We start from the raw sequence: 23,580 nt of genomic DNA, 5'->3' as shown, positions 1-23,580 counted from the left end.
ATAGAGGAAAGTAGGAACTGCATATGCCATTTTTCATCATCGCAGGGGCGGTCAATGGAGCGATTTCCGTCGCCCTTGGCGCATTTGGCGCCCATGCGCTTGCGGACAGGCTGTCTGCCCACTATCTGGACGTCTGGGAGAAGGCGGTCCACTATCAGATGTTTCATGCCATCGCTTTGCTTGCGGTCGGCATCCTGATGAGCCCGTCACTGTTCGGCCCGTCGGCATCGCTGACATGGGCCGGCTGGCTTCTGCTCGTCGGAATCATCATCTTTTCCGGCAGTCTGTACATTTTGAGCCTGTCGGGAATCGGTATCCTCGGTGCCATCACGCCGATCGGCGGTATGGCGTTCATCGCCGGGTGGATCATGCTGATCATCGCCGCTGTGAAGTTCAGCCACTGATTGCAAAAACACCGGAACTCCCTTCACTGCAAAGGGGTCCGGTGTTTTTTCATGGGCGCTGCGGGAAGTAATTGAGCTCTTCATTGAACTCCGCGTAGTCGAAGTAGATCATCGGGAACAGGAACCGCTTGCCGGTGCGCTGTTCGCTCAGGATGACGTGGTCACGGCCGGCCGCTTCCACCATACCGGTGACGGCCTTGACGTTTGTGCCCGCTTCCATGGCATTCTCGAATGAAAAATGGAACGTGCCGACTTTCCCGCGGTTGAGCCGCAGAATGTTCTCGATGTACGATTCTTCGCGGAACGGTCCTGCAGGCGGCCGCCCGCTCGGAATGGTGACGGCCGGCGGCACTGTCTGCGGCTGGCCTTGTGAAGGATACCCGTACTGCCCCTGCTGATTGTGCATAGGATAGCCGTACTGGCCCTGCGGATAAGTAGGTGTTCCCTGATACTGAACCAAACTGTCATCCTTTCAAAATTAGATGTTCGGGCAGTCCTGCTCCGTCGGCGAGAAGAAGCAGTGTGACTTGTAGCGCCCGGTGTTGTACTGGCCGTACCATTGTGACGGACAATCCCCGGCCGGCATGAAGAACCAGAGCGACCGCTCTGCCGGGTGGAAACGTTCGCCATTCACCGCCCGCCGCGCGAGTTTGCGGTCCTGCTCACGGGCCCGCTGGTAGAAGTAGCCTTTCGTCGTCGCCTCGAATCCGCCCGGCCGCTGGAACACCATGTCCTCCAGGTTGCGGATGTCATTGAAGTCGAGGCAGCCCGACCGCACCCGGTTCACGCCGACATTCCCGACCATCAGCATCCCGAGATTGCCCTCGCCCTCCGCCTCCGCACGCATCAGGCGTGCGAGCAGATCGATATGCTTATTCGTCGCTTTGATCACCGCCATGCGATCACCCCCTCACATCTATCCTATTGTATCTAGCGCACAAGTATTCCATTTGTCCCCGCTGGATATTCAGGGAGCGCCCTGCGGCAGGAGGACCCACATAAAGCCGGGGAATGCTCATAAACCTGGCAAAGTGATTATAAACTCGCGATTCCGCTCATAAAATTGAGAAAGTGATCATAAATCTGCGGTTCCGATCATAAACCTGGCAAAGTGATCATAAACTCCGGAAAGCGATCATAAACTGCACTAAACCGCTCATAACTTCACAAACACCGGTGTGTCAAAAAAAGAACATGTGAATATAAGTTGGAATTACAGAAAAATCCAGCTCCGCACAACTCCATTTTGCCCTGTTTTCATCGCCAAACTTCAAGTTTGGCCGTTGAAAAGGGGTCAAAATGCGGCTTTCGCAAAAGCCATTCCCTTTTGCGGGGAAACAGGATACACTCGATGAAAACAAGGGGGATGTCAGCGATGCTCATGAAACAGCGAACGGCACCTGAACAATTGAAAGGGTTACAGGCATTGGCGAGACGGCTGCCAATAGCACATGAAAAATACCGGTTCATCCAGGAAGAGCTCTACAAACAGCGCGCCGGCTATGGAGGGGAGCAGGAGTATGACCGCTGCATGCAGGAAGTGAGGACAGAGTATGCCCACGCCATCCTGCATGATCTCAGTCTGCGGCATGACGGGGTCCGGTTCCAGCTCGATTCCGTTTTCATCGCACCCGACCGTATCGTCGTCACGGAAGTGAAAAACGTGGCAGACCGGATTGTTGTCAAAGCGAACCCGCTGCAGTTCTTGAAAGAGACGCCCGGCGGCACCCGCACCGTGTTCCGCAGTCCGGCGGCCGAACTTGATCGGAAAATCCACTTTCTGACCGGCTGGCTCCGCGACCGGGGCATTGATGTCCCTGTCACAGGGCTGATCACGTTTGCGCACCACAATGAGCTCGTATTCGAAGAGGAACCGACAATACCGATCGTCCCGAATTACGAAGCGCCTTCCTGGTTCCGGAATCTGCGAGTGGAGCAGGAACGGCTGTCCGAGGGGGAGATCCGGCTGCTGGCGGATGAACTGATCACGTGTGACTGCCCGTACAGCCCGTTCCCGCTGACGGAACGGTATGGCATTGCGCCGGGTGACTTGAAGGCCGGACTTCTGTGCGGTGACTGTTCATCTGACAGGATTATGATAAGGGCAGGGAAGAAGTGGAAGTGCCTGCAGTGCGGGGAGACTGCGCGGACGCCGTATGTCCAGGCGATCGAGGAGTTTTTCATGCTTGCCGGCGGCGCGCTGACCAACCGGGCATTTTGTGAGTTCACCGGCGTCACATGCCGCCATACGGCAAAGCGGGCGCTCCAGCATCCGCTCCTGCGGCAGACCGGCACCCGGAAAGCCGCCGTCTATATGTTCGCCGACTGAAACCGAGATTGACTTGCTGCGCTTCGCCTTGCGAAGCGTTTTCTGTTTCGGGCAGCAGTGCAGAAGGGGGGAGCTGCCGCAAACTGAACTGATCATAAACAGCGCCGTTCCGCTCATAAACCGGCAAAAGTGATCATAAAACTCCCAAAGTGATCATAAACATGTGATTCCGCTCATAAATCTCCCAAAGTGATCATAAACCCCAGAAAGTGATCATAAACCATCCAGAACTGCTCATAACCCCCCCAGCCCCGGCCGCGAGCCCCTCAACCCACAAAAAAACCGCCCGGCCCCAAAAAGGCCGCGGCGGTTCTCATACGTCCATTCACACGGTGAAGAAATCAGCGCGCTTGTCGTCCTGCAAAATCGTACCGACGAAGAACTCGCCAAACTCGCTGTAGCGGGCGCTCACTTCGTCAAAGCGCATTTCATAGATCAGTTTCTTGAACTGGAGCACGTCATCCGCGAACAGCGTGACGCCCCACTCGTGGTCGTCGAAACCGACGGAGCCGGAGATGATCTGCTTCACTTTGCCGGCATAGCTGCGGCCGATGAGACCGTGGCTGCGCATCATCTCTTTCCGGACATCCATGTCGAGCATGTACCAGTTGACGTCACCTTCGCGCTTCTTGTCCATCGGGTAGAAGCAGACGTACTGGCTGCGCGGCAGTTCCGGGTACAGGCGCCCGCGGACATACGGATTCTGATACGGATCTTCATCCGAGTCGCCGCCTGCCAGATAGTTCGACAGTTCCACAACCGAGACGTACGAATACGCAGGAAGGGTGAAGTCTGCAATCGACAGCTTGTTGAACTCCGCTTCGAGCTGCTGCAGTTCATCCATTGTCGGACGCATCGTCATCAGCATGAAGTCGGCTTTCTGGCCGACAATCGTATAGAACGCGTGCGCACCGGTCTTGTTTTCATCCGCCTTGTTCAGCTTGTCGAGAAACGCCACGAATTCGTCGACAGCATGCTGCCGTTCTTCCTTCGAGATGAGTTTCCAGGAAGTCCAGTCCATCGAACGGAAATCGTGCAAAACATACCAGCCGTCAAGCGTTTGTGCTGCTTCAATCATGAGAAATCGAACTCCTTTGAAATGGGATGCGGACGGATCAGCGGGCGATCGCACCCACAGCCGCCGTTCTGTTTTCAGTGTACCATATCACTGCAAGCGTATCGGGCGGCAGCCCTCGATGTCACCAATTCGCCACCCATCAGCCGGTGGATGGGGCGGCTGCAGTAGTGTAAACTGGAGAAACGACATCACTTAACAGGAGCTAAGCCTATCATGAAACTGACAGACTCTTATCTGCACGTGCCGATATGGCGTTTTATGGATGAATCCCTATCCGCGCGCACCCGATCCGCCCTCGAATCGTTCGCAGCAGACGACACCCTCTGCCATCTCGTCGGCCAGCAGCAGAGCCCGCCGGCAGTCCGCACCTGGGTGCACGACAATACGATCGTGCTCGGCATCCAGGACCACCGGCTGCCCCACCTTGAAGACGCGCTTCCCGCCATCCACGCTGCAGGCTACCGCACGATCGTCCGGAATTCAGGGGGACTGGCCGTCGTCCTCGACCAGGGTGTCCTCAATATTTCCATCGTGCTGTCCGAACAGACGGGGTCGATCGATATCCCCGCCGGTTATGAGGTCATGCTCGAATTCGTCCGGATGTTGTTCCCGGAAGCTGGGACGGCGATCGAAGCCTATGAAATCACCGGTTCCTACTGCCCGGGCAGCTATGACTTGAGCATCGGCGGCCGGAAGTTTGCGGGCATTTCACAGCGCCGCCTCCGGCAGGGCGTCGCCGTCCAAGTCTATCTCTGTGTCGAGGGCAGCGGCAGCGGACGGGCTGCGCTCGTCCGTGACTTGTACGACAAGGGTCTCGCAGGGGAGGAGACGAAGTTCGCCTATCCGCGTATCCGTCCGGAGACGATGGCGTCGCTGTCGGAGCTGCTCGGCATGCCGCTCACCGTCGCGGACGTCAATATCCGTGTCCAGCAGCTCCTTCAAGCGCTTGCCGGCAGTCTGCAGACCGGGGGCTTCCGTGAAGAGGAGATGGATCTGTATGCGTTCTATCTGCAGCGCGTCGTCGACCGGAACGCCAAAATGATCGCCCGCGGCTGATGCGTCCGCCGGCAGGAAAGAACCGCCTATTAGTGAGTCATAGGCGGTTCTTTTGATACGAGATTGCCGTTCGGTTCCATCTGGAAGGACGGGGCAGTGTGCTCGCTGTCTTCGTCGAGCGCGACCAGGCGCCGTGCGCGGTTCATGATTTCGACGAACTGCTCATAATCATCCCGGATCGACCGGTTCTCCTTCTTCAGCAGCTCGATCGTCTTTTCAAGCTCTTCCGCGCGTTTCTGCGCCGCCTTGGCGGTCTGTTCCCAGCGCAGCGCATCCTGGTTTGCCCCGCCTGTGTGCTGCACCCGGAGCAGATAGGCAATCACGGTATCCATCGTCAATGCTGACAGCGGAACGGCTGCCCCGCGGGGATCGTCACCCGTTTCCTGTGGCTGGTAGAGCGGAACGGAGCGGCGTTTGAAATCGCTGCCGAGCACGCGGAGTGCCTGCTTCCGTTCTTTCTTCGCCTGTGCGAGCTCCTTTTCGTAATCCTGGCGTACGACCGCATTCCAGCGGAAGCCGCACGCGGCAGCCGTCCGGTTCAGGACATCCCCGACTTCTTCGAAGGCGCTCAGCTGGGTGCTCCCTTCACGTACATGCCGCAATACCGTGTCCGCCAACAACTTATCGTTTTCTTCAAGCCATGCATCCTGTCTGATTTTCACCATCTCCAATGCCTCCTAGTAATAACGTTCTCGCTTTCTACCGACAGCATGGTCAGCTTGCGCGATGTTTATACAGAACAAAAGATTAATACTTTCAACTTCTTCCGGATGGGCCGATTTGCGCTGTCCAAATCCCTGTCATTTGGTATACTGGAAGGAAACGATGAACGGAGGTGCGGCATGTCCTACGAGCATGAAAAACTGGCGGAAGAGAAGGTGTTCAAAGACCCGGTGCACCGCTATATCCACGTACGCGACCGGGTGATCTGGGATGTTATCGGCACGCGGGAGTTCCAGCGCCTGCGCCGGATCCGGCAGCTCGGCACGACCTATCTCGTCTTCCACGGCGCGGAACACAGCCGGTTCCAGCATTCCCTCGGTGTCTACGAAATTGTCCGCCGCATCATCGACAGCGGCTTCGGCGGCAGACCCGAATGGAATGAGGGTGAACGCCTCGTCGCGCTTTGCGCAGCACTGCTCCACGACCTCGGCCACGGCCCGTTCTCCCATGCATTCGAAAAAGTGTTCGACCTCGATCACGAGAAGTTCACGCAGGCCATCCTGCTCGGCGATACGGAAGTGAATGCCGTCCTGAAGCGGGTCAGTCCGGAATTTCCGCAGCGCGTCGCGGATGTCGTCGGCAAGACGTATGCGGACAAGCTCGTCATCAGTCTGATCTCCAGCCAGATCGATGCTGACCGGATGGACTACCTGCAGCGCGACGCCTATTACACAGGCGTCCAGTACGGCCACTTCGACATGGAGCGGATCCTCCGCGTCATGCGCCCGGCGGAAGAGCAGGTCGTCATCAAGTCGAGCGGCATGCATGCCGTCGAGGACTACATCATGAGCCGCTACCAGATGTACTGGCAGGTGTACTTCCACCCGGTTTCCCGGAGCGCTGAAGTCATTCTCATCAAAATTTTGCACCGGGCGAAAGAATTGTACAAAACAGGGTATACGTTTCAACAGGACCCCATCGCCTTCCGTGCTTTTTTCGATAAAACCATTACATTGGAAGACTACATCTCGCTCGACGAAGGCGTGCTGTTCACCTATTTCCAATTGTGGATGAAGGAACAGGATCCGATCCTGTCCGACCTGTGCGGCCGGTTCATCAACCGGAAACTGTTCCAGTACGCGGAATTCGATCCTGCGAAGGAATACCGCAAACTGCTGCGGCTCGACGGCCTGTTCCGGCAGGCAGGACTCGATCCGGAATATTATCTGGTGACCGACTCATCCTCCGATCTGCCATACGACTTCTATCGGCCCGGTGAAGAGAACGAGCGCGTCCCGATCTACCTGCAGCTGCCGAACGGGGAGCTGAGCGAACTGTCGCGCTCCTCGGACATCGTCGATGCGATCTCCGGCAAGCGGCGCACGGACCACAAAATCTATTTCCCGGAAGACGTCTTGGAAGCACAGCAGGGGGACAACCCGCTGTACAACGAAATACTGCAGCTGCTGAGAAGCTAGAAAGGAGCGTGCGCAATGCTTGCGGAACACGCGAAGATCGTCCAGATGATCTCCCTCGCGGAGGAAGTGAACGGGCGGAAGAAATTACAGAAGATGGTATACATACTGAAGAAACTGCAGTTCGATTTTGCGGAGAAATACGAGCTGCACATGTACGGCCCTTATTCGGAGGAACTGACATTGCGGATCGAGGAATTGTGCGAGATGGGATTCCTGCATGAAACCTGCACCGACAAAGGCTCTTATGTGCAGTACACGTACAAGGCGACGGAGGACGGCGTGAAGTTTTCCGAGACGGCGGATTTCCCTGCGGACGAGCTCGGCCCGTGCATCAGCCGGCTCAATACGCAGAGTTCCCGTTTCCTGGAACTCGTGTCGACACTGCTGTATTTCGACCATCTCGACCGTGCGGACCAGATTGCGAAAGTGCGGATCGTCAAGAACAAGCTCAACTTCTCCGATGAGGAGATGGACACCGCGTTCGCCTTCATCGCTGAAATGTCAGCGTGCGTGGCGTGAAACGAAGAAAGCCGGATGGCACAGGGGTGACCTGGCTGCCATCCGGCTTTTACTCAATTGTCGCTGAGGCGCTTGCCGGCGACCGCGTAATGCGATTTCGGCATTTCTTCAATGAACACGACGACTTTTTCCTTCGGTGCATTCACAGTCTCGGCAACGACGGCTGTCACTTTCTCACACAATTCGCGCTTCTGCTCATCCGTCCGCCCTTCCAGCATCTTCACAGTTACATACGGCATCCTGGTTCCACCTTTCCGGTAAATTGGGTATAGTAGATATACTACCAGAAAGGAAGGGGCTTGCGGAAATGGCAGACGAGCAGAAACCGAAACAGAAGCTGGGCTTCACGATCATCAAGAACGATCCGACTGACGGACACAAAGGGTTCGGCATCGGATCGCTGTCGCTTGAGAACGTGACACCCGTCATGATCGATACAGAAGAAGGCACGGCCTCCATCGAAGTGGGCGCCATGCATGCGAAAAGCGATATCGAGCGGGGCATCAAGTTCACAACGAACCGCGAAGACTCGGAGGGCGGCAAGCTGTACTGGCTCATCTGGGTGACGATCGATTTCAATGAAAACGGACCCTATTACGCGGGCGTGACATCCTGTGAAATGATCGTCAACCGGGAGAAGCGACGCGGCTATAAGATCCTGGCCGATCATGTGAACCGGATGGACAAGTCGATGAAACGCCAGATCCTCGTTGACAATATGGATGAAACTTCGAAGGAGATCCTCGCAGATTTCCTGAAAGAGCATAATGAAGAAATGTGGAACAACAGCGAGCCGAAGCTCCACATCGCACTCAGCGAATCGTCCCCTCATTTATGAAGGCTTTGTGACAACGGGAAAAACCGGTAACATGTAGTTGAATGTCACACGGAAACACAGTAAACTAAAAGATAGCTTGCTATTGTAGGCTAGGACACGCGGGCTCGCCCGCCGCATAAAAAGCTTCCCGCCGTTCGACCCAACGGCAGGAAGCTTTTTTCGTGGTTGTGCATAGTGCGGGCGGCGGACCGCTCCATTCACGCGGCGACCCGATCCATAATGCTGCACGGTATTTCAACAGGCTGAACCGCTCCATTCCGCTGCCTAAGCGATCCATTCCGCCCGCAAACCGCTCCATTCACGCGGCAGCTCGAAGCACCGCGCTCAAGCAGGTTGTCCCGCGCTCAAGTAAGTCGTCTTGCGCTCAAGCAGGGTCATCCCGCGCTCAAGTAAATCATCCCGCGCTCAAGCAGAGTCATCCCGCGCTCAAGCAGAGTCATCCCGCGCTCAAGCAAGTTGCCTCTGCGCTCAAGCAAAGCCGTCCCCCGCTCAAGCAACACCACAGAAGCATGTATGCGGGCTATCCGGCTGTATGGAGGCTGCCCCATTCAAAGGAGGACAGGCTGCCGCCCAATTTGCGGAAGGACGCAAATGGTGCAGCAGGCTGTCCTCCGCCCCTGTATCACTCAAAGAACGAAAATGGGAACAGATCGAACCCTTTTTTCTCCTTCGTCCCCTGCAGCCGGGTCTCCCGCAGCGTCTTATCCGTACAGAGCTGCTTCGGCACATCGCGTTCTTTCAGATAGACGAGCCGCTGCTTCGCACAGCCTTCCACCGCGATGCCGCCTGTCTCGATATCGACGGTGACCCCTTTGACTCCGTGCGGCGGCAGGAACGGCTCAGGCCGTAGACCGGAATGCGCACTTTCCATGAAGTCGATCCAGATCCGTTTCGAGGCCGCCTTGTCCTCGGCTTCCTCGATCTGCCTGCCGACGTCGTAGCCGGTCCAGATGCCTGCCGTCAGTGTCGGGGAGTAGCCGATCAAGTATTGGTCGGACAGCGTCGTCCCGGACTTTGCGGCATACGGCCGCGTCTGCGAAGCGCGCATCGATACGCCGGTCGCGGTCAGATAGTCATTGAACACCGGGTCGAACATCCCCGTCATCAGATGGGTCAGGACGAACGCATTCTCCTCGGTCATCGCCCGCTTCTTCGTCTGTTCAGGGTGCTCATACACCAGTTTCCCGCGGGAGTCCTCGATGGAGAGGATCAGGACAGGATCGATCTTCCGGCCGCCCGACGCCACCCGGTTGTAGGCGCCTGTCATCTCGAACAGTGTCACTGCGGACGTACCGAGAGCGACAGCGGGGGACTCGGGGAACTTCACTTGGATGCCGAGCTTCTCGGCCATTGAATTGTATTTCCGGTAGCCGATCTCCTCGAGCGTCTTCACGGCATAGATATTGTCGGACACCGCGAGCGCCTGTGCCAGTGAAATCGGGTGATCGCCGAATTTTCCGTTGACATTGCTCGGTTCGTACGACGAACGCCCGTCGTCATACGTGAAAATCGTCTTTTCCGTCGAGATGAACGTCAGCGGATTGAACCCGTCTTCAAGCGCCGCCGCATACAGGATCGGCTTCATGGCGGAGCCCGGCTGCCGCTTCGCCTGTGTGACCCGGTTGAACGGACTGTCCGCAAAGCTCCGGCCGCCGACCATCGCCGTCACTTCACCGGTATCCGGTTTCATGGAGACGAACCCGATCTGCAGGTCATTGTCCGGCATCCGGTCCGCGATGATCTCCTCCGCCTTCTGCTGATGCGCCAGATCGAGCGTCGTCTTGATGGTCCAGCCGCCTTCCGCAGGATACCTCCCTTTGCCGACCAGGATCTTTTCTGCGTCCTGCCACACTTCGTTCAGGAAGTAGGGAGCGATGTCCTTCTGATCCGACCACTCTTCCGTTTTCAGCACAAGCTGCTGGCCGCCTGCCCGTTCCCTCTGGTCGGGGGAGATGAACCCCTGTTCCGCCATCAGCCGCAGCACGATCTGGCGGCGGTTTTCCGCTTTCTCCTTGTTGGCGGCAGGGGAGTAGATCGACGGCCCTTTCGGGATGGCGGCGATGGCCGCCGCCTCCTCAAGCGTCAGCTCCCCCGCCGGCTTCGCGAAGAAGTACCGGCTCGCGGCTTCGACGCCGTACATACCATGACCGAAATAGACAGTGTTCAGATAGCCTTCGAGGATGCGTTCTTTATCGTAAAAAAGCTCCATCCGGTATGCATAGAGCGCTTCGTTCGCTTTCCGGGTCCATGATTTTTCGTTCGTCAGATAGAGGTTCCGTGCGTACTGCTGGGTGATCGTGCTGGCCCCTTCCGCTTTCCGGCCCGCCTTCACATCCTTCAGGACAGCGCCCGCAATCCGCTTATAATCGAACCCGCCGTGCTTGTAGAAATTCTTATCCTCCACCGCGACGAACGCATCGACGAGGAACGGAGACATCTCATCCAAGCCGACCCAGTAGCGGCGCTCCCCGGAGAACCGGTCGCCGATCTGATGGTCATTCCGGTCGATGAACACCGTCGCCTCGGGCACACTGAGCGACGGCGGGCCTGCGATCTGCGCATACACCCGCAGGCAGATGAGAACCGTCAGCACCGCCGTGAACCCCGTGATCGTCAGCAGCCCTGCGAAACGGTACCGGGCTTTCCGTCTGGTCTTCTTCACAAAATCCGTCCGCCGCATAGCATCCTGTCCTTTCCAAAACGTTTGCGGTCAGTATGGGAATGGCGGAGGTGAATTAAACGGAACTCTCCAAAAAAGGGCAACGGACAGGCCGGGATTGAAAAAAACGTGCGGCAGCCGCTATAATAGATAGAATATAGACTCGAAAAGGCGGTGGACGGATGGGAACGCAGCCCCCAATCGTACCGGTGACGATCAACTTGAAATCGGAGATCCGGCATCCCGGACAGGACACGGATTTCATGGAACTCGAACTGGCAGGGACGATCACGGAAAAAGGCGGCAGACGGTACTTGCGCTACGAAGAGAAGCAGAACGCGGAAACCGTCCGGACGACGATCAAGCTCGATCCGGAAGACGCGGTCATCATGCGGACCGGCGCAATCCGGATGCGGCTGCCATTCGCACCCGGCGGGACCCGGCCCGGCACGTATGCAAACGGCCCGCTGGCGCTCGATCTGCACGTGGTCACGAATGAGCTCCTGCTGACGGAAGATCACGACCGCGGCGAATTCCGCGTCAGCTACGATATGCACGCTGAAGACGGATTGCTCGGACACTATGAACTGACTATTACTTACGCGGAGGGAACACGATGAATGCAGTTGAACAGATCCAGAACGAAGTGAAAGACGCCCTGCATACAGCAGTGCTGAGAACCGGCCTGGCGGATGAGACCAGCCTGCCGGACATCATGCTCGAAACACCGAAGAACAAGGACAACGGCGACTATGCGACCAACATCGCCATGCAGCTGACGAAAATTGCGAAGAAGCCGCCGCGCTCGATTGCGGAAGCGATCCTCGAGAAGCTCGATACATCCGGCACATCGATCGAGTCCGTCGATATCGCAGGTCCGGGATTCATGAACATCATCCTCAAGAAGGATTACTTGAGCGACGTCGTCAAGACGGTGCTCAGCCAGGGAGAATCTTACGGCCGCACAGAGTCCGGGCAGCACGAAAAGATCCAGGTCGAGTTCGTCTCGGCGAACCCGACCGGCGACCTGCACCTCGGCCATGCCCGCGGCGCATCGCTCGGCGACGCGCTCTCCAGCATCCTCGACTTCGCAGGCTATGATGTCTCCCGCGAATATTACATCAACGACGCCGGCAACCAGGTCGAAAACCTTGCACGCTCCGTCGAAGCCCGGTATTTCCAGGAACTCGGCCTCGACAAGGACATGCCTGCGGACGGCTACCAGGGCGCGGACATCATTGATATCGCCAAGCAGCTCGTCGCGGAATACGGCGACAAATTCGTATCTGTGCCGGATGAAGAACGCTATCAGTTCTTCCGCAAATACGGCCTGGACATCGAGCTCGGCAAGCTGAAGCAGGACCTCGCCGATTTCCGCGTGCCGTTCGACGTCTGGTTCTCCGAGACCTCCCTCTATAAGGACGGCAAGATTGATGTAGCCCTGAACAAGCTCCGTGAAAACGGTCATGTCTATGAGGAGGACGGCGCTACGTGGTTCCGTTCGACCGAATTCGGCGATGATAAAGACCGTGTCCTCATCAAAAAAGATGGCACATACACATACTTGACGCCGGATATCGCGTATCACGAAGACAAGCTGCGCCGCGGGTTCGACACACTCATCAACATCTGGGGTGCCGATCACCACGGCTACATTCCACGCATGAAAGCGGCCATCCAGGCGCTCGGCTACGATCGCGACACGCTGGAAGTGGAAGTCGCGCAGATGGTGCAGCTGTATAAGGACGGCGAGAAGTTCAAGATGAGCAAACGGACGGGCAAGGCGGTCACGTTGCGTGAGCTCGTGGAACTCGTCGGTCTGGATGCAGCGCGCTACTTCTTCGCGATGCGCTCCGGCGATTCGCAGATGGACTTCGACCTCGACCTCGCTGTGTCCAAGTCGAATGAAAACCCGGTATACTATGCACAATATGCGCATGCCCGCATCTCGTCGATCCTGCGTGCAGCAGCGGAGCAAGGGTTCGCAGCATCCATGGAGCACGTCGATCTGCTGAAGGCCGAGAAGGAGATCGAGCTGCTGAAGAAGATCGGCGACTTCCCGCAAATCGTCGGCGATGCGGCGCGCCTCCGTGCGCCGCACCGCATCACGACATACATCCAGGAGCTGGCGGCGACGTTCCACAGCTTCTACAATGCGGAAAAAGTGCTCGACCCGGACAACCGTGAGCTGACGGAAGCCCGTATCGCACTGGTCACCGCGACCCGCACAACAATCGCCAACGCACTGAAACTGGTCGGTGTCGCAGCACCCGACCGCATGTAACCGAAAGCCCGGCGCCGAACGCGCCGGGCTTTTTGCATGCGCGGAATCGGTGAGAATTGTGTCCGGATGCCGATGAATTCGGCGAAGTGTCCGATACTTCCGCCCAAGTGTCCGATACATCTCGCCAACTGTCCGATACCACACGCCAAGTGTCCGATATCTCTCAGCAACTGTCCGATACGCCCGGCAGTGCAAGGGATGGCTTGTCTTTTTCTGCGCGCCGCACAAGCCGTCATGGTTCTGGAGAGCTGCCGCGTCCAAGACGGCTCCGGCAGCAAACGAGCGGGAGCGAGCACAAGCCAGGCTCGTGAATTGTGTCTGGATGCCGATAAATTCGGCGGTGTGTCCGATACTTCCGCCCAAGTGTCCGATACCACGCGCCAAATGTCCGATAACCCCAGCCAACTGTCCGATATGCCTGCGGGAAGCGTCCTCCCAGGGCGTTCCCTCCACACGGCACTCGACAAATCCAGACAGTTCTGTATAATAAGAGCGGAACACTATCAAACTACATACCAAACTCGCAAAAAGGTGCCCCGTCCCGACGGGGGTAAAAGGGAAGCCGGTTCAAATCCGGCGCGGTCCCGCCACTGTAAGTGCCGAGCTCGTCCGCAACCGCCACCGGCTGAACCCCGGGAAGGCGCGGATCGGGTGTCTGACGCACAAGCCAGGAGACCTGCCTTCTTTGCTGATCACCCGGACCCTACGCGGATAGGCACGGTGAAATGCGGCGGTTCTCCGCCTTATTTCGACTGCGCTCATCCCTCGTGTCCGAACGGGGGATTTTTGTTTGGCGAGAAAACAGGAGGAACGACCATGAAGAAACTTTGGCAGTTTTGGCTCACAGCCATCCTCGCCGTCCTGCTTCTGACAGCATGCGGCAGCGCCGATAACGCAAAAGACAGCGGATCGGACAACAGCACTTCGACGACCGAACAGTCGGACAGCAGCAAGGATGCAAGCAGCGAATCGGACGGCCAGGCGGATGCCGTCGCCTATCCATTGACCGTCACTGATGCGACCGGTGAGGAAATCACCCTCGACAAAGCACCGGAAACCATCATCTCCACATTGCCGAGCAACACGGAAATCCTGTTCGCCCTCGGTCTGGATGACGAAATCATCGCGGTCGATGATTATTCCGATTATCCGGAAGCCGCACAAAGCAAGGATAAGATCGGGGACATGAACCTCAACATCGAAAAGATCATCTCCCTCAACCCGGATATCGTCTTCGCCCATGAAATGTCGCTGCCTGGTGCGGAAGAAGGCTTCCAGCAGATCCGCGACGCCGGCATCAACCTGTACGTCGTCAAGAACGCCATGAACTTCGATGAAACGTACGGAACGATCGAGGCGATCGGCGAAGCAACAGGCAAGAAGGCAGAAGCGGCACAAGTCATCGAAGACATGAAAACGAAAGTCGATGAAGTCGCAGAGAAAACAAAAGATGTCAAAGACAAGAAACGCGTATTCGTCGAAACATCCGATGTGCCTGAAATCTACGCACCCGGCAAGAATACGTTCATGCAGGAGATCCTCGATAAGATCGGCGCCGAGAACGTCGTGACGGAAGACGGCTGGATCATGATCAGCCCGGAAGAGATCGTCAAACAGGATCCGGATGTCATCGTCGTCATGCATGACTACACGCCGGACGTCGTCAACAGCGTCAAGAAGCGTGAAGGCTTTGCGGACATCACGGCCGTCAAGGAAGACCGCGTCGTCCAGGTCGACGCCAACCTGACGAGCCGGACAGGCCCGCGTCTCGCGGACGGACTGGAGGAAGTCGCGAAAGCGGTCTATCCGGAGGCGTTCCAGTGAGACGCCCGCTGATCGCCTATACCGTCTCAGCGGCCGTCCTTGTAACGGCTGTCTGGCTCGGTGTATCGATCGGGGCGGTGCACCTCCCGCTGAGCACGCTGTGGAACAACGGAGCGGATCAGACAGCATCCACCATCCTCTGGAAGATCCGGATGCCGCGCGTCCTGCTGGCAGGGCTTGTCGGCGCATCGCTTGCGATCGCCGGCGCTGCCTTCCAGGGCCTGCTGAAAAACCCGCTTGCGGATCCATACACGCTCGGAGTGTCATCCGGCGCCTCAGTCGGCGCTGTGATGACACTCTTTTTCGGTATCAGCATTCCGATGTTCGGGCTGTACACCCTGCCCGTCTTCAGCATGCTCGGTGCCGCCGCCACGATGTTCACTGTGCTCGCATTCGCGAAACTCGTCGACCGCGGACTCAATATGGAGACGATCATCCTGACCGGCATCATCTTCGGCTCGTTCCTCGGCTCGGTGCTGTCACTCATGATCGCACTCACCGGCGAGGAGCTGCGCCAGATCATCGGCTGGCTGCTCGGCAGCGTGTCGATGCGCGGCTGGAAGTACGTCTGGATGATCCTGCCGTTCACTGTGATCGGCGCATTCCTTCTCTGGATGAACCGGAGGGAGCTGAACGCGATGCTGTTCGGGGAGGAACGGGCGAAGCACCTCGGCGTCGACGTCGCCCGCCGCAAGCTCACCATCCTGATCGGCGGCTCCATCCTGACAGGCGCCGCGGTGTCCGTCTCGGGCACGATCGGCTTCGTCGGCCTCGTCGTCCCGCACATGACACGCCTGCTGTTCGGGTCCGACCACCGGCACTTGCTGACGCTGTCATTCCTGAACGGAGCCTCGCTGCTCATCATCTGTGACCTGCTCGCCCGCACGATCATCGCGCCGACCGAACTGCCAGTCGGCGTCATCACCGCATTCATCGGCGCGCCGGTGTTCGCATTCATCTTCTACAGGCAGAGGAAAGGGGGGACTGCATGATGCTGCACGTGGAAAACGTCTCAGGCGGCTATGGAAAAGGGCTCATCGTGGATGGCGTCTCCTTCGATGTACGTCCGGGTGAAGTGCTCGGCATCCTCGGGCCGAATGGCAGCGGCAAATCGACGCTGCTCAAGATCATCTCGGGCATCCTGCCGAAACAGGGAGGCACCGTCGAAATCGGCGGCCGGCCGTCAGACAGCTATACTGCGAAAGAATTCGCCCGCCGCGTCGCCGTCCTGCCCCAGCTGCATGCCCATGCCTTCTCGAACACGGTGCGGTCGACCGTGGAGCTCGGGCGCTATCCGTACCAGTCGGGCCTGTTCGCAAGCTGGACGGCAGCGGATGAGGAGGCCGTCTGCCGCGCGATGGAGCGGACAGGTGTAACACGCTATGCGGAGGCATTCATCGAATCACTGTCCGGCGGCGAACAGCAGCGCGTGTTCGTCGCCCAGGCGCTCGCCCAGCAGGCGCCGCTCCTGCTGCTCGACGAACCGACGAACCATCTCGACATCGCCTACCAGCAGCAGCTCCTCGACACGGTCAGGAGCCTGGCTGCAGACGAAGGCAAGACCGTCGTCTCCGTTTTCCACGACGTCAACCTGGCGGCTCTGTACTGCGACCGCCTGCTGCTCATGCAGGATGGCCGCATCGCCAAGATCGGCGAACCGCAGGAGATCGTCCGGGAAGCGGTCATCCGCGAGGTCTACGGGGCGGACGTCAGGACGCAGGCGCATCCGTCGCTGCCGAAACCGCAGATGACCCTGCTGCCGTCCGCTGTGCAGAGTCCCATACCGTTCGAGGTGGATGAAGCCCAGTTCACCGTCACGTCCGATGCCGTCGTGCTCAAGACGCCGATCGCCTTGAAAACGGTTTCGTCGGCTGTCCATAACCCGGGCACGGGCTGGTACCGGACCTTCGTCAACCGGCGGGTGGATGCCGCCTACAATACGGATGACGTCAGCAAAGAGATGGCCGCCTATCTGCAGGCGGCCGGGCACCCGCTGACCGGCACAGTCGGCATGATGACCGCCGTCCATACGAAGGATGCGGAAATCCGCCGCTATGAAGAGGACGGGTTCTCGGTCGTCATCGCCGTCACGGCCGGTGTCGGAAATGCCGTCGATGCGTCCTGCGCCGCCATGCGCGAAACGGCCGCCGGCACCATCAATACATGGGTGTTCGTCAATGGCCGCCTGACGGACGAAGCATTCATTCAGGCGATGATCACGGCGACCGAAGCGAAAACACGCGCCCTGCAGGCAGAGAATGTCCTCGACCCGCTCACAGGCACACAGGCGACCGGAACGTCGACGGACAGCATCCTGGTCGCGGCGGTCCAGCAGGGGGCGGAACTTCCGTATGCAGGGCCGGTCGCGTCGCTCGGCAAACTAATCGGGACCGGTGTGTTCGAATGCACGGTCTGCGCAATCCGGACCTACAAGGAGGCGAAAGGATGGACACGCTGATTGCACTGCATCTGCTGGCGGTAACGATCGGCTTCCTCCTCGACCGGCTGCTCGGCGATCCGCCGCATTGGCCCCATCCCGTACGTTGGCTCGGCGCGTGGATCGCCTTCCTGACAAAGAACCTGAACCGGGGCGGATACCGGTCAGCGAAGGGTGTGCTCCTGCTGCTTCTCACCGTGCTGCCTGCGATACTTGCGGCCGGCGTGATAACGGCCGGCGGCTATTGGCTCCATCCGGCCGCCGGTGTGATTGCGGAGAGCATTCTCATCGCCGTCGCACTCGCACAAAAGAGTCTGGCGGATGCGGCGCGCGGCGTGGCGCATCCCCTTGCTGCGGGTGATGTGACGGAAGCGCGGCGCAAGCTGTCCTGGATTGTCGGACGCGACACGGAAATGCTCGATGAACCGGAGATTACACGAGGAGTCGTCGAAACCGTCTCCGAAAACATTTCGGACGGCGTCACCGCCCCTCTGTTCTTCGCATTCCTAGGCGGGGCGCCCGGCATCTGGCTGTACAAAGCCGTCAACACGCTCGACTCGATGGTCGGGTATAAAGATGATCGGTACTTGCAGTTCGGCACCGCTTCCGCACGCCTGGACGACATTCTGAACTTCATCTCCGCCAGGATTTCGGGACTTGTGATCCTGCTCGTCTCCCCGAACCCGAGCGGCATCCCGCTGATGGACCGGCTGGCCGGCTGGCGGACGGACGCCCGCAAACATCCCAGTCCGAACAGCGGCTATCTCGAAGCCGCCACCGCCTGGCAACTCGGCGTCCGGCTCGGCGGAACAAATACATACCGCGGCGTGCCGTCGCACCGGCCGCAGTTTGGACCGGGGCTGCGGCGGCTGTCCGCGAACGACATCGACGAGACCATCGTACAGCTCACCCGCACCTCATGGATCATCTGGCTCATCGGCATCCTGATAGGAGGAATCTGTTATGCACTTGCCTGAACACGGCGCGAATCCGCATATGCTCTATAGACAGCTCAATATCCCGGTGCCGCCCGCCGTCACCGATTTCAGCGAAAACTGCAACCCCGCCGGACCGCCGGCTGCTGTGTTCCGGCACTGGGAATCGCTCTATCCGGCGATCGTCCGGTATCCGGACCCATCCGGCGAGCCGTTCCTGTCCGCTGCAGCGGCGTATCACGGAGTCGCGGCGGAGCGGATCCTGCCGGGGAACGGCGCTGCGGAACTGCTGTCACTCCTTGCGCAGCAGTATGCCGGAAAGCGGGCGATCCTCATCGATCCGGCATTCTCCGAGTACGAAGCGACACTGACGGCTGCCGGTGCGCACATCATCCGGATCCAGGCACAGGAAACCGGCGGATTCGCCCTGCCTGCAGATGAAATCCGGGAACAGCTGGCCGGTGCCGATGTGCTCTATCTGTGCACGCCGAACAATCCGACAGGCCTGCTGCCGGACCGCCGGATACTCCGGGGGCTGATCGAAGAAGCCGGGCAGGCACACTGTGATGTCATTCTGGATGAAGCCTTCATCGACTGGGCGGACGAAGCCCATTCCTTCATCCCGGACATCGGGGAATTCGATCACCTCACCGTCGTCCGGTCGATGACGAAGCTGTATGCGGTCCCTGGCATCCGGCTCGGGTATGCAGTCGCGCATCCTGAACGGATCGGCCGTCTGCGCACCATGGCCCCGCATTGGAATGTCAATGCAGTCGCCGCGCAGATCGGCGCGCTCTGTCTGAAGCAGGAGGACTACCGCCAGAAAGCGGTCAGCCGGGCCGCAGCCGAGCGTGTGAAGATGACGGAGTTCCTCAGGTCGCATGGCTGTACGGTGCTGCCGTCTGCTGCAAATTTCCTGCTGTTCAAGCCGCCGGCATCCCGGTCCGCAGATTCTGTCCTGAAAGGCCTGCTCGAACAGGGGCTGGTCGTGCGGCATACGGAGAATTTCCGAGGGCTCGACGGACGCTGGCTCCGGATCGGCATGAAGACCGCCCGCGATATGGAGCGGCTGCGGAAAGCGCTTGATGAACTATTCAGCAGGGGGACGCTCGCCTTCATCTGCGGGGGAGTGCGCAGCGGCAAAAGCGCCTTTGCGGAGTCATTCGTCAAAGAGAGGGCTGCAAAGACCGGCGGCCGGCTCGTCTACATCGCCTCCGGCCGGCCGGATGATGCCGAGATGAAAGCTCGGATCGAACGGCACAAAGCCGGCCGGGCTGGCGACGGCTGGGTCACCATCGAGCAGCCGGTCGATCTCGGGGACGCGGTACCGCAGCTGCAGCCCGGCGACCATGTGCTGTGGGACTGTGCGACGACCTGGCTTGCAAATGAGGCATTCACGGGCTGGGAGACGGGCACGCCTTGCATCCTGGAACCCGGCTGCCTGGAGCGCAAAATGGAGCGTCTGCTCACGACGCTCGATGAAATACTGGAAACCGCCGGCGTGCTCGCCATCGTGTCCAATGAAGTGTTCGATGAACCGCTGAAAGACGACGAAACGACCCGCAGCTACACGGAATGGCTCGGTCGTCTCCACCAGCAGCTCGCTCTGCGGGCAGATATCGCAGTCGAAATGGACAGCGGCATTCCGGTGTTCCACAAAGGGGGCGGCGCCCGATGAAAGGTATCATGGTGATGGGCACCGCATCCGACGTGGGAAAGAGTCTCGTCTGCACGGCATTCTGCCGGCTGCTCGCAGAAGAGGGAATCCGGACGGCGCCGTTCAAGTCGCAGAACCTGTCGCCATACAGCGTCCCGGCATCGGACGGCATCCCGATCAGCCGGGCGCAGGCGATCCAGGCGGAGGCCGCCCGTACGGAAGCCGTCTCCGCCATGAATCCGATTATCCTGCAGCCGGGGCCGGACGGCATACTGACGGGAACATTCTGCGGACGCCCGCTTATGCCGACAGACGGTCTGGCGTACCGTGAGCAGTATTTCGAGGAAGCGCTCCGGACGATCCGCTCGTCACTCGATACGCTGGCAGCGGCATACGACGCCCTCGTCATCGAAGGGGCAGGCAGCCCGGTGGAGATGAATCTCCGCGACCGTGACATCACCAACATGCGCATCGCGGAGATGGCTGACGTCCCCGTGATCCTCGTGGCAGACATCGACCGGGGCGGCGTGTTCGCATCCATCGCAGGGACACTCGCACTCCTGCGCCCCAATGAGCGGGCCCGTGTCAAAGCGATTGTCATCAATCAATTCAAAGGCGATCCGGCATCGTTCCGGGACGGTGTCGAGTGGCTTGAATCCTACACCGGGATACCTGTTGCGGGAATCATCCCGCATCTGCCGGCTCATGGCATCGCCGAGGAGGACGCCGACAGAGAGATCGCCGCTTATACAGCGGGCGGCGACAAGTATGACGGCTGGGCGGCGCACGTCCGGAAGGCGGTCGACTGGCCATTCATCCGCTCGCTCATTGATGGCGGGGAGGGACGGCCATGACCGGTCTCCTGCTCGCCCTGCAGTTCTTCACGAGCCTGCCGGTGCGCCGTGAACTCCCGATGGACCGGCGGACGGTCACCGTCATGTACGGCGCCCTTCCGTGGGTCGGCGCGCTGATCGGAATCCTGATGCTCGGGATCCATGCGGCTGGAGCATATGCGGGGTTCAGCCCGCTCCTGACCGCTGCACTCATGCTTGCGGCGGGCGTCATCCTGACAGGAGGGCTCCATCTCGACGGCGTTGCGGATACGTGTGATGCGTTCTTTTCATATCAAGATCGAAAACGACGTCATGAGATCCTCGGCGATCCGCGGATCGGCGCGTTCGGGGTGCTCGGCCTGCTGGTGCTCGTACTGCTGAAGTTCGCGGTCCTGTACGAATGGGCAGCGGCCCATGCGGACAGCTGGGGCTGGGTCATCATCATCCCGTTTTTGTCCAGAAGTGCCATGGCTGTCTATTTCGTCATCACGGAACCGGCCAAGGAGACGGGCATCGCCCATTTCTTCCGGAGCCGGCTGAACAGCAGTGTGCTGGCCGGCTGGACGGCAGGCTGCCTGGGAGCGGCTGTCGTGCTGTGCGGGCGGTACACGGGGACCGTCATGCTGCCCCTCGCCCTGGCCGCGGTCATCGCCGGAGCAGTCCTGCTGTTCCGTTTTTGGAGCCGGCGGCACTTCGGCGGTGTCACGGGTGACTTGTGCGGGGCATTCATCGAAGGGATGGAGGTGCTGTTGTGGATCACGGTGTTGAGCTTGTCCTGATCCGGCATCTGCCGACGGACGGCAATGGACGGAAGGCCTACGTCGGCTGGTCCGACGAACCGATCCGCCCGGCGGTAACCGGCCCGGCGGACGAACAGCTGCAGACCGTGTACGGCAGCGATCTGCTGCGTGCGCGGCAGACGGCGGAACTGCTGTATCCCGGAGCCCGCTACGTGCCGGACAGCCGGTTCCGCGAATGCAATTTCGGGGAATTTGAAGGGAAAACGTATGCGCAGCTTGAAAACAATACAGCATACCGGCGCTGGGNCTGATGCTCGGGATCCATGCGGCTGGAGCATATGCGGGGTTCAGCCCGCTCCTGACCGCTGCACTCATGCTTGCGGCGGGCGTCATCCTGACAGGAGGGCTCCATCTCGACGGCGTTGCGGATACGTGTGATGCGTTCTTTTCATATCAAGATCGAAAACGACGTCATGAGATCCTCGGCGATCCGCGGATCGGCGCGTTCGGGGTGCTCGGCCTGCTGGTGCTCGTACTGCTGAAGTTCGCGGTCCTGTACGAATGGGCAGCGGCCCATGCGGACAGCTGGGGCTGGGTCATCATCATCCCGTTTTTGTCCAGAAGTGCCATGGCTGTCTATTTCGTCATCACGGAACCGGCCAAGGAGACGGGCATCGCCCATTTCTTCCGGAGCCGGCTGAACAGCAGTGTGCTGGCCGGCTGGACGGCAGGCTGCCTGGGAGCGGCTGTCGTGCTGTGCGGGCGGTACACGGGGACCGTCATGCTGCCCCTCGCCCTGGCCGCGGTCATCGCCGGAGCAGTCCTGCTGTTCCGTTTTTGGAGCCGGCGGCACTTCGGCGGTGTCACGGGTGACTTGTGCGGGGCATTCATCGAAGGGATGGAGGTGCTGTTGTGGATCACGGTGTTGAGCTTGTCCTGATCCGGCATCTGCCGACGGACGGCAATGGACGGAAGGCCTACGTCGGCTGGTCCGACGAACCGATCCGCCCGGCGGTAACCGGCCCGGCGGACGAACAGCTGCAGACCGTGTACGGCAGCGATCTGCTGCGTGCGCGGCAGACGGCGGAACTGCTGTATCCCGGAGCCCGCTACGTGCCGGACAGCCGGTTCCGCGAATGCAATTTCGGGGAATTTGAAGGGAAAACGTATGCGCAGCTTGAAAACAATACAGCATACCGGCGCTGGGTGGATGATCCGCTGCAGGTTTCCCCGCCGGACGGGGAATCGCTGCTGCAGATGGAAAAGCGGGTGACCGACGCGTTCCGCGAGCTTCCGGCGGGCGCCCGGGTCGTCACGCACGGCGGACCGATCCGGCTGCTGCTGGACCGTTTCGCACCGGACCCGCTGGAATTCTGGGAATGGGACGTCCCGCACGGAAGCCGCCACCGCCTGTACTGGGCGTCGGCGGCTGCATGGAAGGAGGGACGGCGATGCACGTCATACTCGGCGGAGCTGCCAATGGAAAACGGAAATATGTGAGGGAACTGCTCGGGGACCGGGCTGTCTGGCTCGGCGGAGACGGTCCGTTCGATCCGACGTCGGCGGCCGGACTTCCGGCGGACCGGCCACTCGTCCTCTGCGGATTGGAACAATGGATGGCCGGGCGCCTTGCGGATGAACAGCAGGCAGCCGACGAACTGCTGTCGTTCGTCAAGGACCGCAACGTCACCGTCATCATGACGGACATCGGACGCGGCATCGTGCCGGCGGATCCGCAAGAACGCGCGCTCCGGGATGCGTGCGGCCGGCTCAGCCAGCGTCTCGCACACGAAGCGGAATCCGTGACCCGGATATGGTTCGGCATCCCGCAAAAACTGAAATAGGG

Annotated in this window: 25 protein-coding genes and 1 riboswitch; of the genes, 19 read left to right on the top strand and 6 right to left on the bottom strand. The window is 59.5% G+C overall.

Translation table 11 applies throughout. The annotated features are described in order from the left end of the window. Positions 1-23 precede the first annotated feature (23 nt). A complete protein-coding gene (locus BN1190_RS13960; RefSeq protein ID WP_040287598.1) occupies positions 24-404 on the top strand; it encodes a DUF423 domain-containing protein in 381 nt (126 codons plus the stop codon). Between the two features lie 49 nt (positions 405-453). Here BN1190_RS13960 and gerQ read toward each other — a convergent pair whose 3' ends face one another. Continuing rightward, the gene (gerQ, locus tag BN1190_RS13955) at positions 454-810 is read right to left on the bottom strand and encodes a spore coat protein GerQ (protein WP_052461917.1); all 357 of its coding nucleotides are present in this window, start codon (positions 808-810) and stop codon (positions 454-456) included. Positions 811-882: 72 nt separating this feature from the next. Further along, positions 883-1,302, bottom strand: a complete 420-nt coding sequence (locus BN1190_RS13950; protein ID WP_040287597.1) for a cell wall hydrolase — start codon at positions 1,300-1,302, stop codon at positions 883-885. 477 nt (positions 1,303-1,779) lie between these two features. Here BN1190_RS13950 and BN1190_RS13945 point away from each other — a divergent pair, with 477 nt between their 5' ends. Next, complete coding sequence (locus BN1190_RS13945; RefSeq protein ID WP_040287596.1) at positions 1,780-2,733, top strand: nuclease-related domain-containing protein; 954 nt, start codon at positions 1,780-1,782, stop codon at positions 2,731-2,733. A gap of 325 nt (positions 2,734-3,058) precedes the next feature. On the opposite strand, the gene hemQ is transcribed toward BN1190_RS13945, so the two are convergent. Then, complete coding sequence (hemQ, locus tag BN1190_RS13940) at positions 3,059-3,811, bottom strand: hydrogen peroxide-dependent heme synthase (RefSeq protein WP_040287595.1); 753 nt, start codon at positions 3,809-3,811, stop codon at positions 3,059-3,061. Between the two features lie 213 nt (positions 3,812-4,024). Between hemQ and BN1190_RS13935 the strand changes: the two genes are divergently transcribed. Continuing rightward, complete coding sequence (locus BN1190_RS13935; RefSeq protein ID WP_052461898.1) at positions 4,025-4,867, top strand: lipoate--protein ligase family protein; 843 nt, start codon at positions 4,025-4,027, stop codon at positions 4,865-4,867. A 29-nt stretch (positions 4,868-4,896) separates the two neighbouring features. Here the strand turns inward: BN1190_RS13935 and BN1190_RS13930 are convergent, their stop codons facing one another. Beyond that, positions 4,897-5,532 carry an RsfA family transcriptional regulator gene (locus tag BN1190_RS13930; protein ID WP_040287594.1) on the bottom strand — a complete coding sequence of 212 codons (636 nt, stop codon included), beginning with the start codon at positions 5,530-5,532 and terminating at the stop codon, positions 4,897-4,899. 177 nt (positions 5,533-5,709) lie between these two features. On the opposite strand from BN1190_RS13930, the gene BN1190_RS13925 reads away from it, so the two are divergent. After that, positions 5,710-7,008 (top strand): HD domain-containing protein, encoded by a 1,299-nt coding sequence (locus BN1190_RS13925; protein WP_040287593.1) that lies wholly within the window; start codon positions 5,710-5,712, stop codon positions 7,006-7,008. A 15-nt stretch (positions 7,009-7,023) separates the two neighbouring features. Beyond that, a complete protein-coding gene (locus BN1190_RS13920; RefSeq protein ID WP_040287592.1) occupies positions 7,024-7,527 on the top strand; it encodes a YwgA family protein in 504 nt (167 codons plus the stop codon). Between the two features lie 53 nt (positions 7,528-7,580). On the opposite strand, the gene BN1190_RS13915 is transcribed toward BN1190_RS13920, so the two are convergent. Continuing rightward, a complete protein-coding gene (locus tag BN1190_RS13915; RefSeq protein ID WP_040287591.1) occupies positions 7,581-7,766 on the bottom strand; it encodes a 2-hydroxymuconate tautomerase in 186 nt (61 codons plus the stop codon). Positions 7,767-7,834: 68 nt separating this feature from the next. Here BN1190_RS13915 and BN1190_RS13910 point away from each other — a divergent pair, with 68 nt between their 5' ends. Further along, complete coding sequence (locus BN1190_RS13910) at positions 7,835-8,365, top strand: YwhD family protein (protein WP_040287590.1); 531 nt, start codon at positions 7,835-7,837, stop codon at positions 8,363-8,365. Between the two features lie 622 nt (positions 8,366-8,987). Here BN1190_RS13910 and BN1190_RS13905 read toward each other — a convergent pair. Continuing rightward, complete coding sequence (locus BN1190_RS13905; protein ID WP_040287589.1) at positions 8,988-11,045, bottom strand: transglycosylase domain-containing protein; 2,058 nt, start codon at positions 11,043-11,045, stop codon at positions 8,988-8,990. A gap of 161 nt (positions 11,046-11,206) precedes the next feature. Between BN1190_RS13905 and BN1190_RS13900 the strand changes: the two genes are divergently transcribed. From BN1190_RS13900 to BN1190_RS13840, 13 genes are all read left to right on the top strand, one after another. After that, on the top strand, positions 11,207-11,644 hold the full coding sequence (locus BN1190_RS13900) for a DUF1934 domain-containing protein (protein ID WP_052461897.1): 438 nt from the start codon (positions 11,207-11,209) through the stop codon (positions 11,642-11,644). Then, positions 11,641-13,308, top strand: a complete 1,668-nt coding sequence (argS, locus tag BN1190_RS13895) for an arginine--tRNA ligase (RefSeq protein ID WP_040287588.1) — start codon at positions 11,641-11,643, stop codon at positions 13,306-13,308. The genes BN1190_RS13900 and argS overlap by 4 nt, the downstream gene beginning before the upstream one ends. A 512-nt stretch (positions 13,309-13,820) precedes the next feature. Next, a riboswitch (cobalamin riboswitch) is annotated at positions 13,821-14,006 on the top strand. 118 nt (positions 14,007-14,124) lie between these two features. Beyond that, positions 14,125-15,132: an ABC transporter substrate-binding protein gene (locus BN1190_RS13890; RefSeq protein ID WP_040287587.1), complete on the top strand. Its 1,008-nt coding sequence runs from the start codon at positions 14,125-14,127 to the stop codon at positions 15,130-15,132. Continuing rightward, positions 15,129-16,124, top strand: coding sequence for a FecCD family ABC transporter permease (locus tag BN1190_RS13885; RefSeq protein WP_040287586.1), 996 nt, complete (start codon positions 15,129-15,131; stop codon positions 16,122-16,124). Before BN1190_RS13890 ends, BN1190_RS13885 begins: the two co-directional genes overlap by 4 nt. Then, a complete protein-coding gene (locus BN1190_RS13880) occupies positions 16,121-17,590 on the top strand; it encodes an adenosylcobinamide amidohydrolase (RefSeq protein WP_338066441.1) in 1,470 nt (489 codons plus the stop codon). The genes BN1190_RS13885 and BN1190_RS13880 overlap by 4 nt, the downstream gene beginning before the upstream one ends. Beyond that, positions 17,578-18,546: an adenosylcobinamide-phosphate synthase CbiB gene (gene cbiB, locus BN1190_RS13875; RefSeq protein WP_040287585.1), complete on the top strand. Its 969-nt coding sequence runs from the start codon at positions 17,578-17,580 to the stop codon at positions 18,544-18,546. The genes BN1190_RS13880 and cbiB overlap by 13 nt, the downstream gene beginning before the upstream one ends. After that, the gene (gene cobD, locus BN1190_RS13870) at positions 18,533-20,182 is read left to right on the top strand and encodes a threonine-phosphate decarboxylase CobD (RefSeq protein ID WP_082023430.1); all 1,650 of its coding nucleotides are present in this window, start codon (positions 18,533-18,535) and stop codon (positions 20,180-20,182) included. Before cbiB ends, cobD begins: the two co-directional genes overlap by 14 nt. After that, positions 20,179-21,015, top strand: coding sequence for a cobyric acid synthase (locus BN1190_RS13865; protein WP_052461896.1), 837 nt, complete (start codon positions 20,179-20,181; stop codon positions 21,013-21,015). Before cobD ends, BN1190_RS13865 begins: the two co-directional genes overlap by 4 nt. Continuing rightward, on the top strand, positions 21,012-21,773 hold the full coding sequence (cobS, locus tag BN1190_RS13860) for an adenosylcobinamide-GDP ribazoletransferase (RefSeq protein WP_040287584.1): 762 nt from the start codon (positions 21,012-21,014) through the stop codon (positions 21,771-21,773). The genes BN1190_RS13865 and cobS overlap by 4 nt, the downstream gene beginning before the upstream one ends. After that, on the top strand, positions 21,710-22,045 hold the full coding sequence (locus BN1190_RS13855) for a histidine phosphatase family protein (protein ID WP_082023429.1): 336 nt from the start codon (positions 21,710-21,712) through the stop codon (positions 22,043-22,045). Before cobS ends, BN1190_RS13855 begins: the two co-directional genes overlap by 64 nt. Next, entirely contained in the window at positions 22,045-22,674 is a 630-nt protein-coding gene (locus BN1190_RS13850; protein WP_040287583.1) for an adenosylcobinamide-GDP ribazoletransferase, read from the top strand. Before BN1190_RS13855 ends, BN1190_RS13850 begins: the two co-directional genes overlap by 1 nt. Further along, positions 22,647-23,234: a histidine phosphatase family protein gene (locus tag BN1190_RS13845; RefSeq protein ID WP_040287582.1), complete on the top strand. Its 588-nt coding sequence runs from the start codon at positions 22,647-22,649 to the stop codon at positions 23,232-23,234. Before BN1190_RS13850 ends, BN1190_RS13845 begins: the two co-directional genes overlap by 28 nt. Continuing rightward, a complete protein-coding gene (locus BN1190_RS13840) occupies positions 23,186-23,578 on the top strand; it encodes a bifunctional adenosylcobinamide kinase/adenosylcobinamide-phosphate guanylyltransferase (RefSeq protein WP_040287581.1) in 393 nt (130 codons plus the stop codon). Before BN1190_RS13845 ends, BN1190_RS13840 begins: the two co-directional genes overlap by 49 nt. Positions 23,579-23,580: the final 2 nt, after the last annotated feature.

This window comes from Sporosarcina koreensis (assembly GCF_000826145.2).
In the GTDB taxonomy this organism is placed as follows: Bacteria; Bacillota; Bacilli; order Bacillales_A; family Planococcaceae; genus Sporosarcina; species Sporosarcina trichiuri.
Note: the sequence above shows the minus strand (reverse complement) of the source record. Positions and strands in the feature narration are given on the sequence as shown.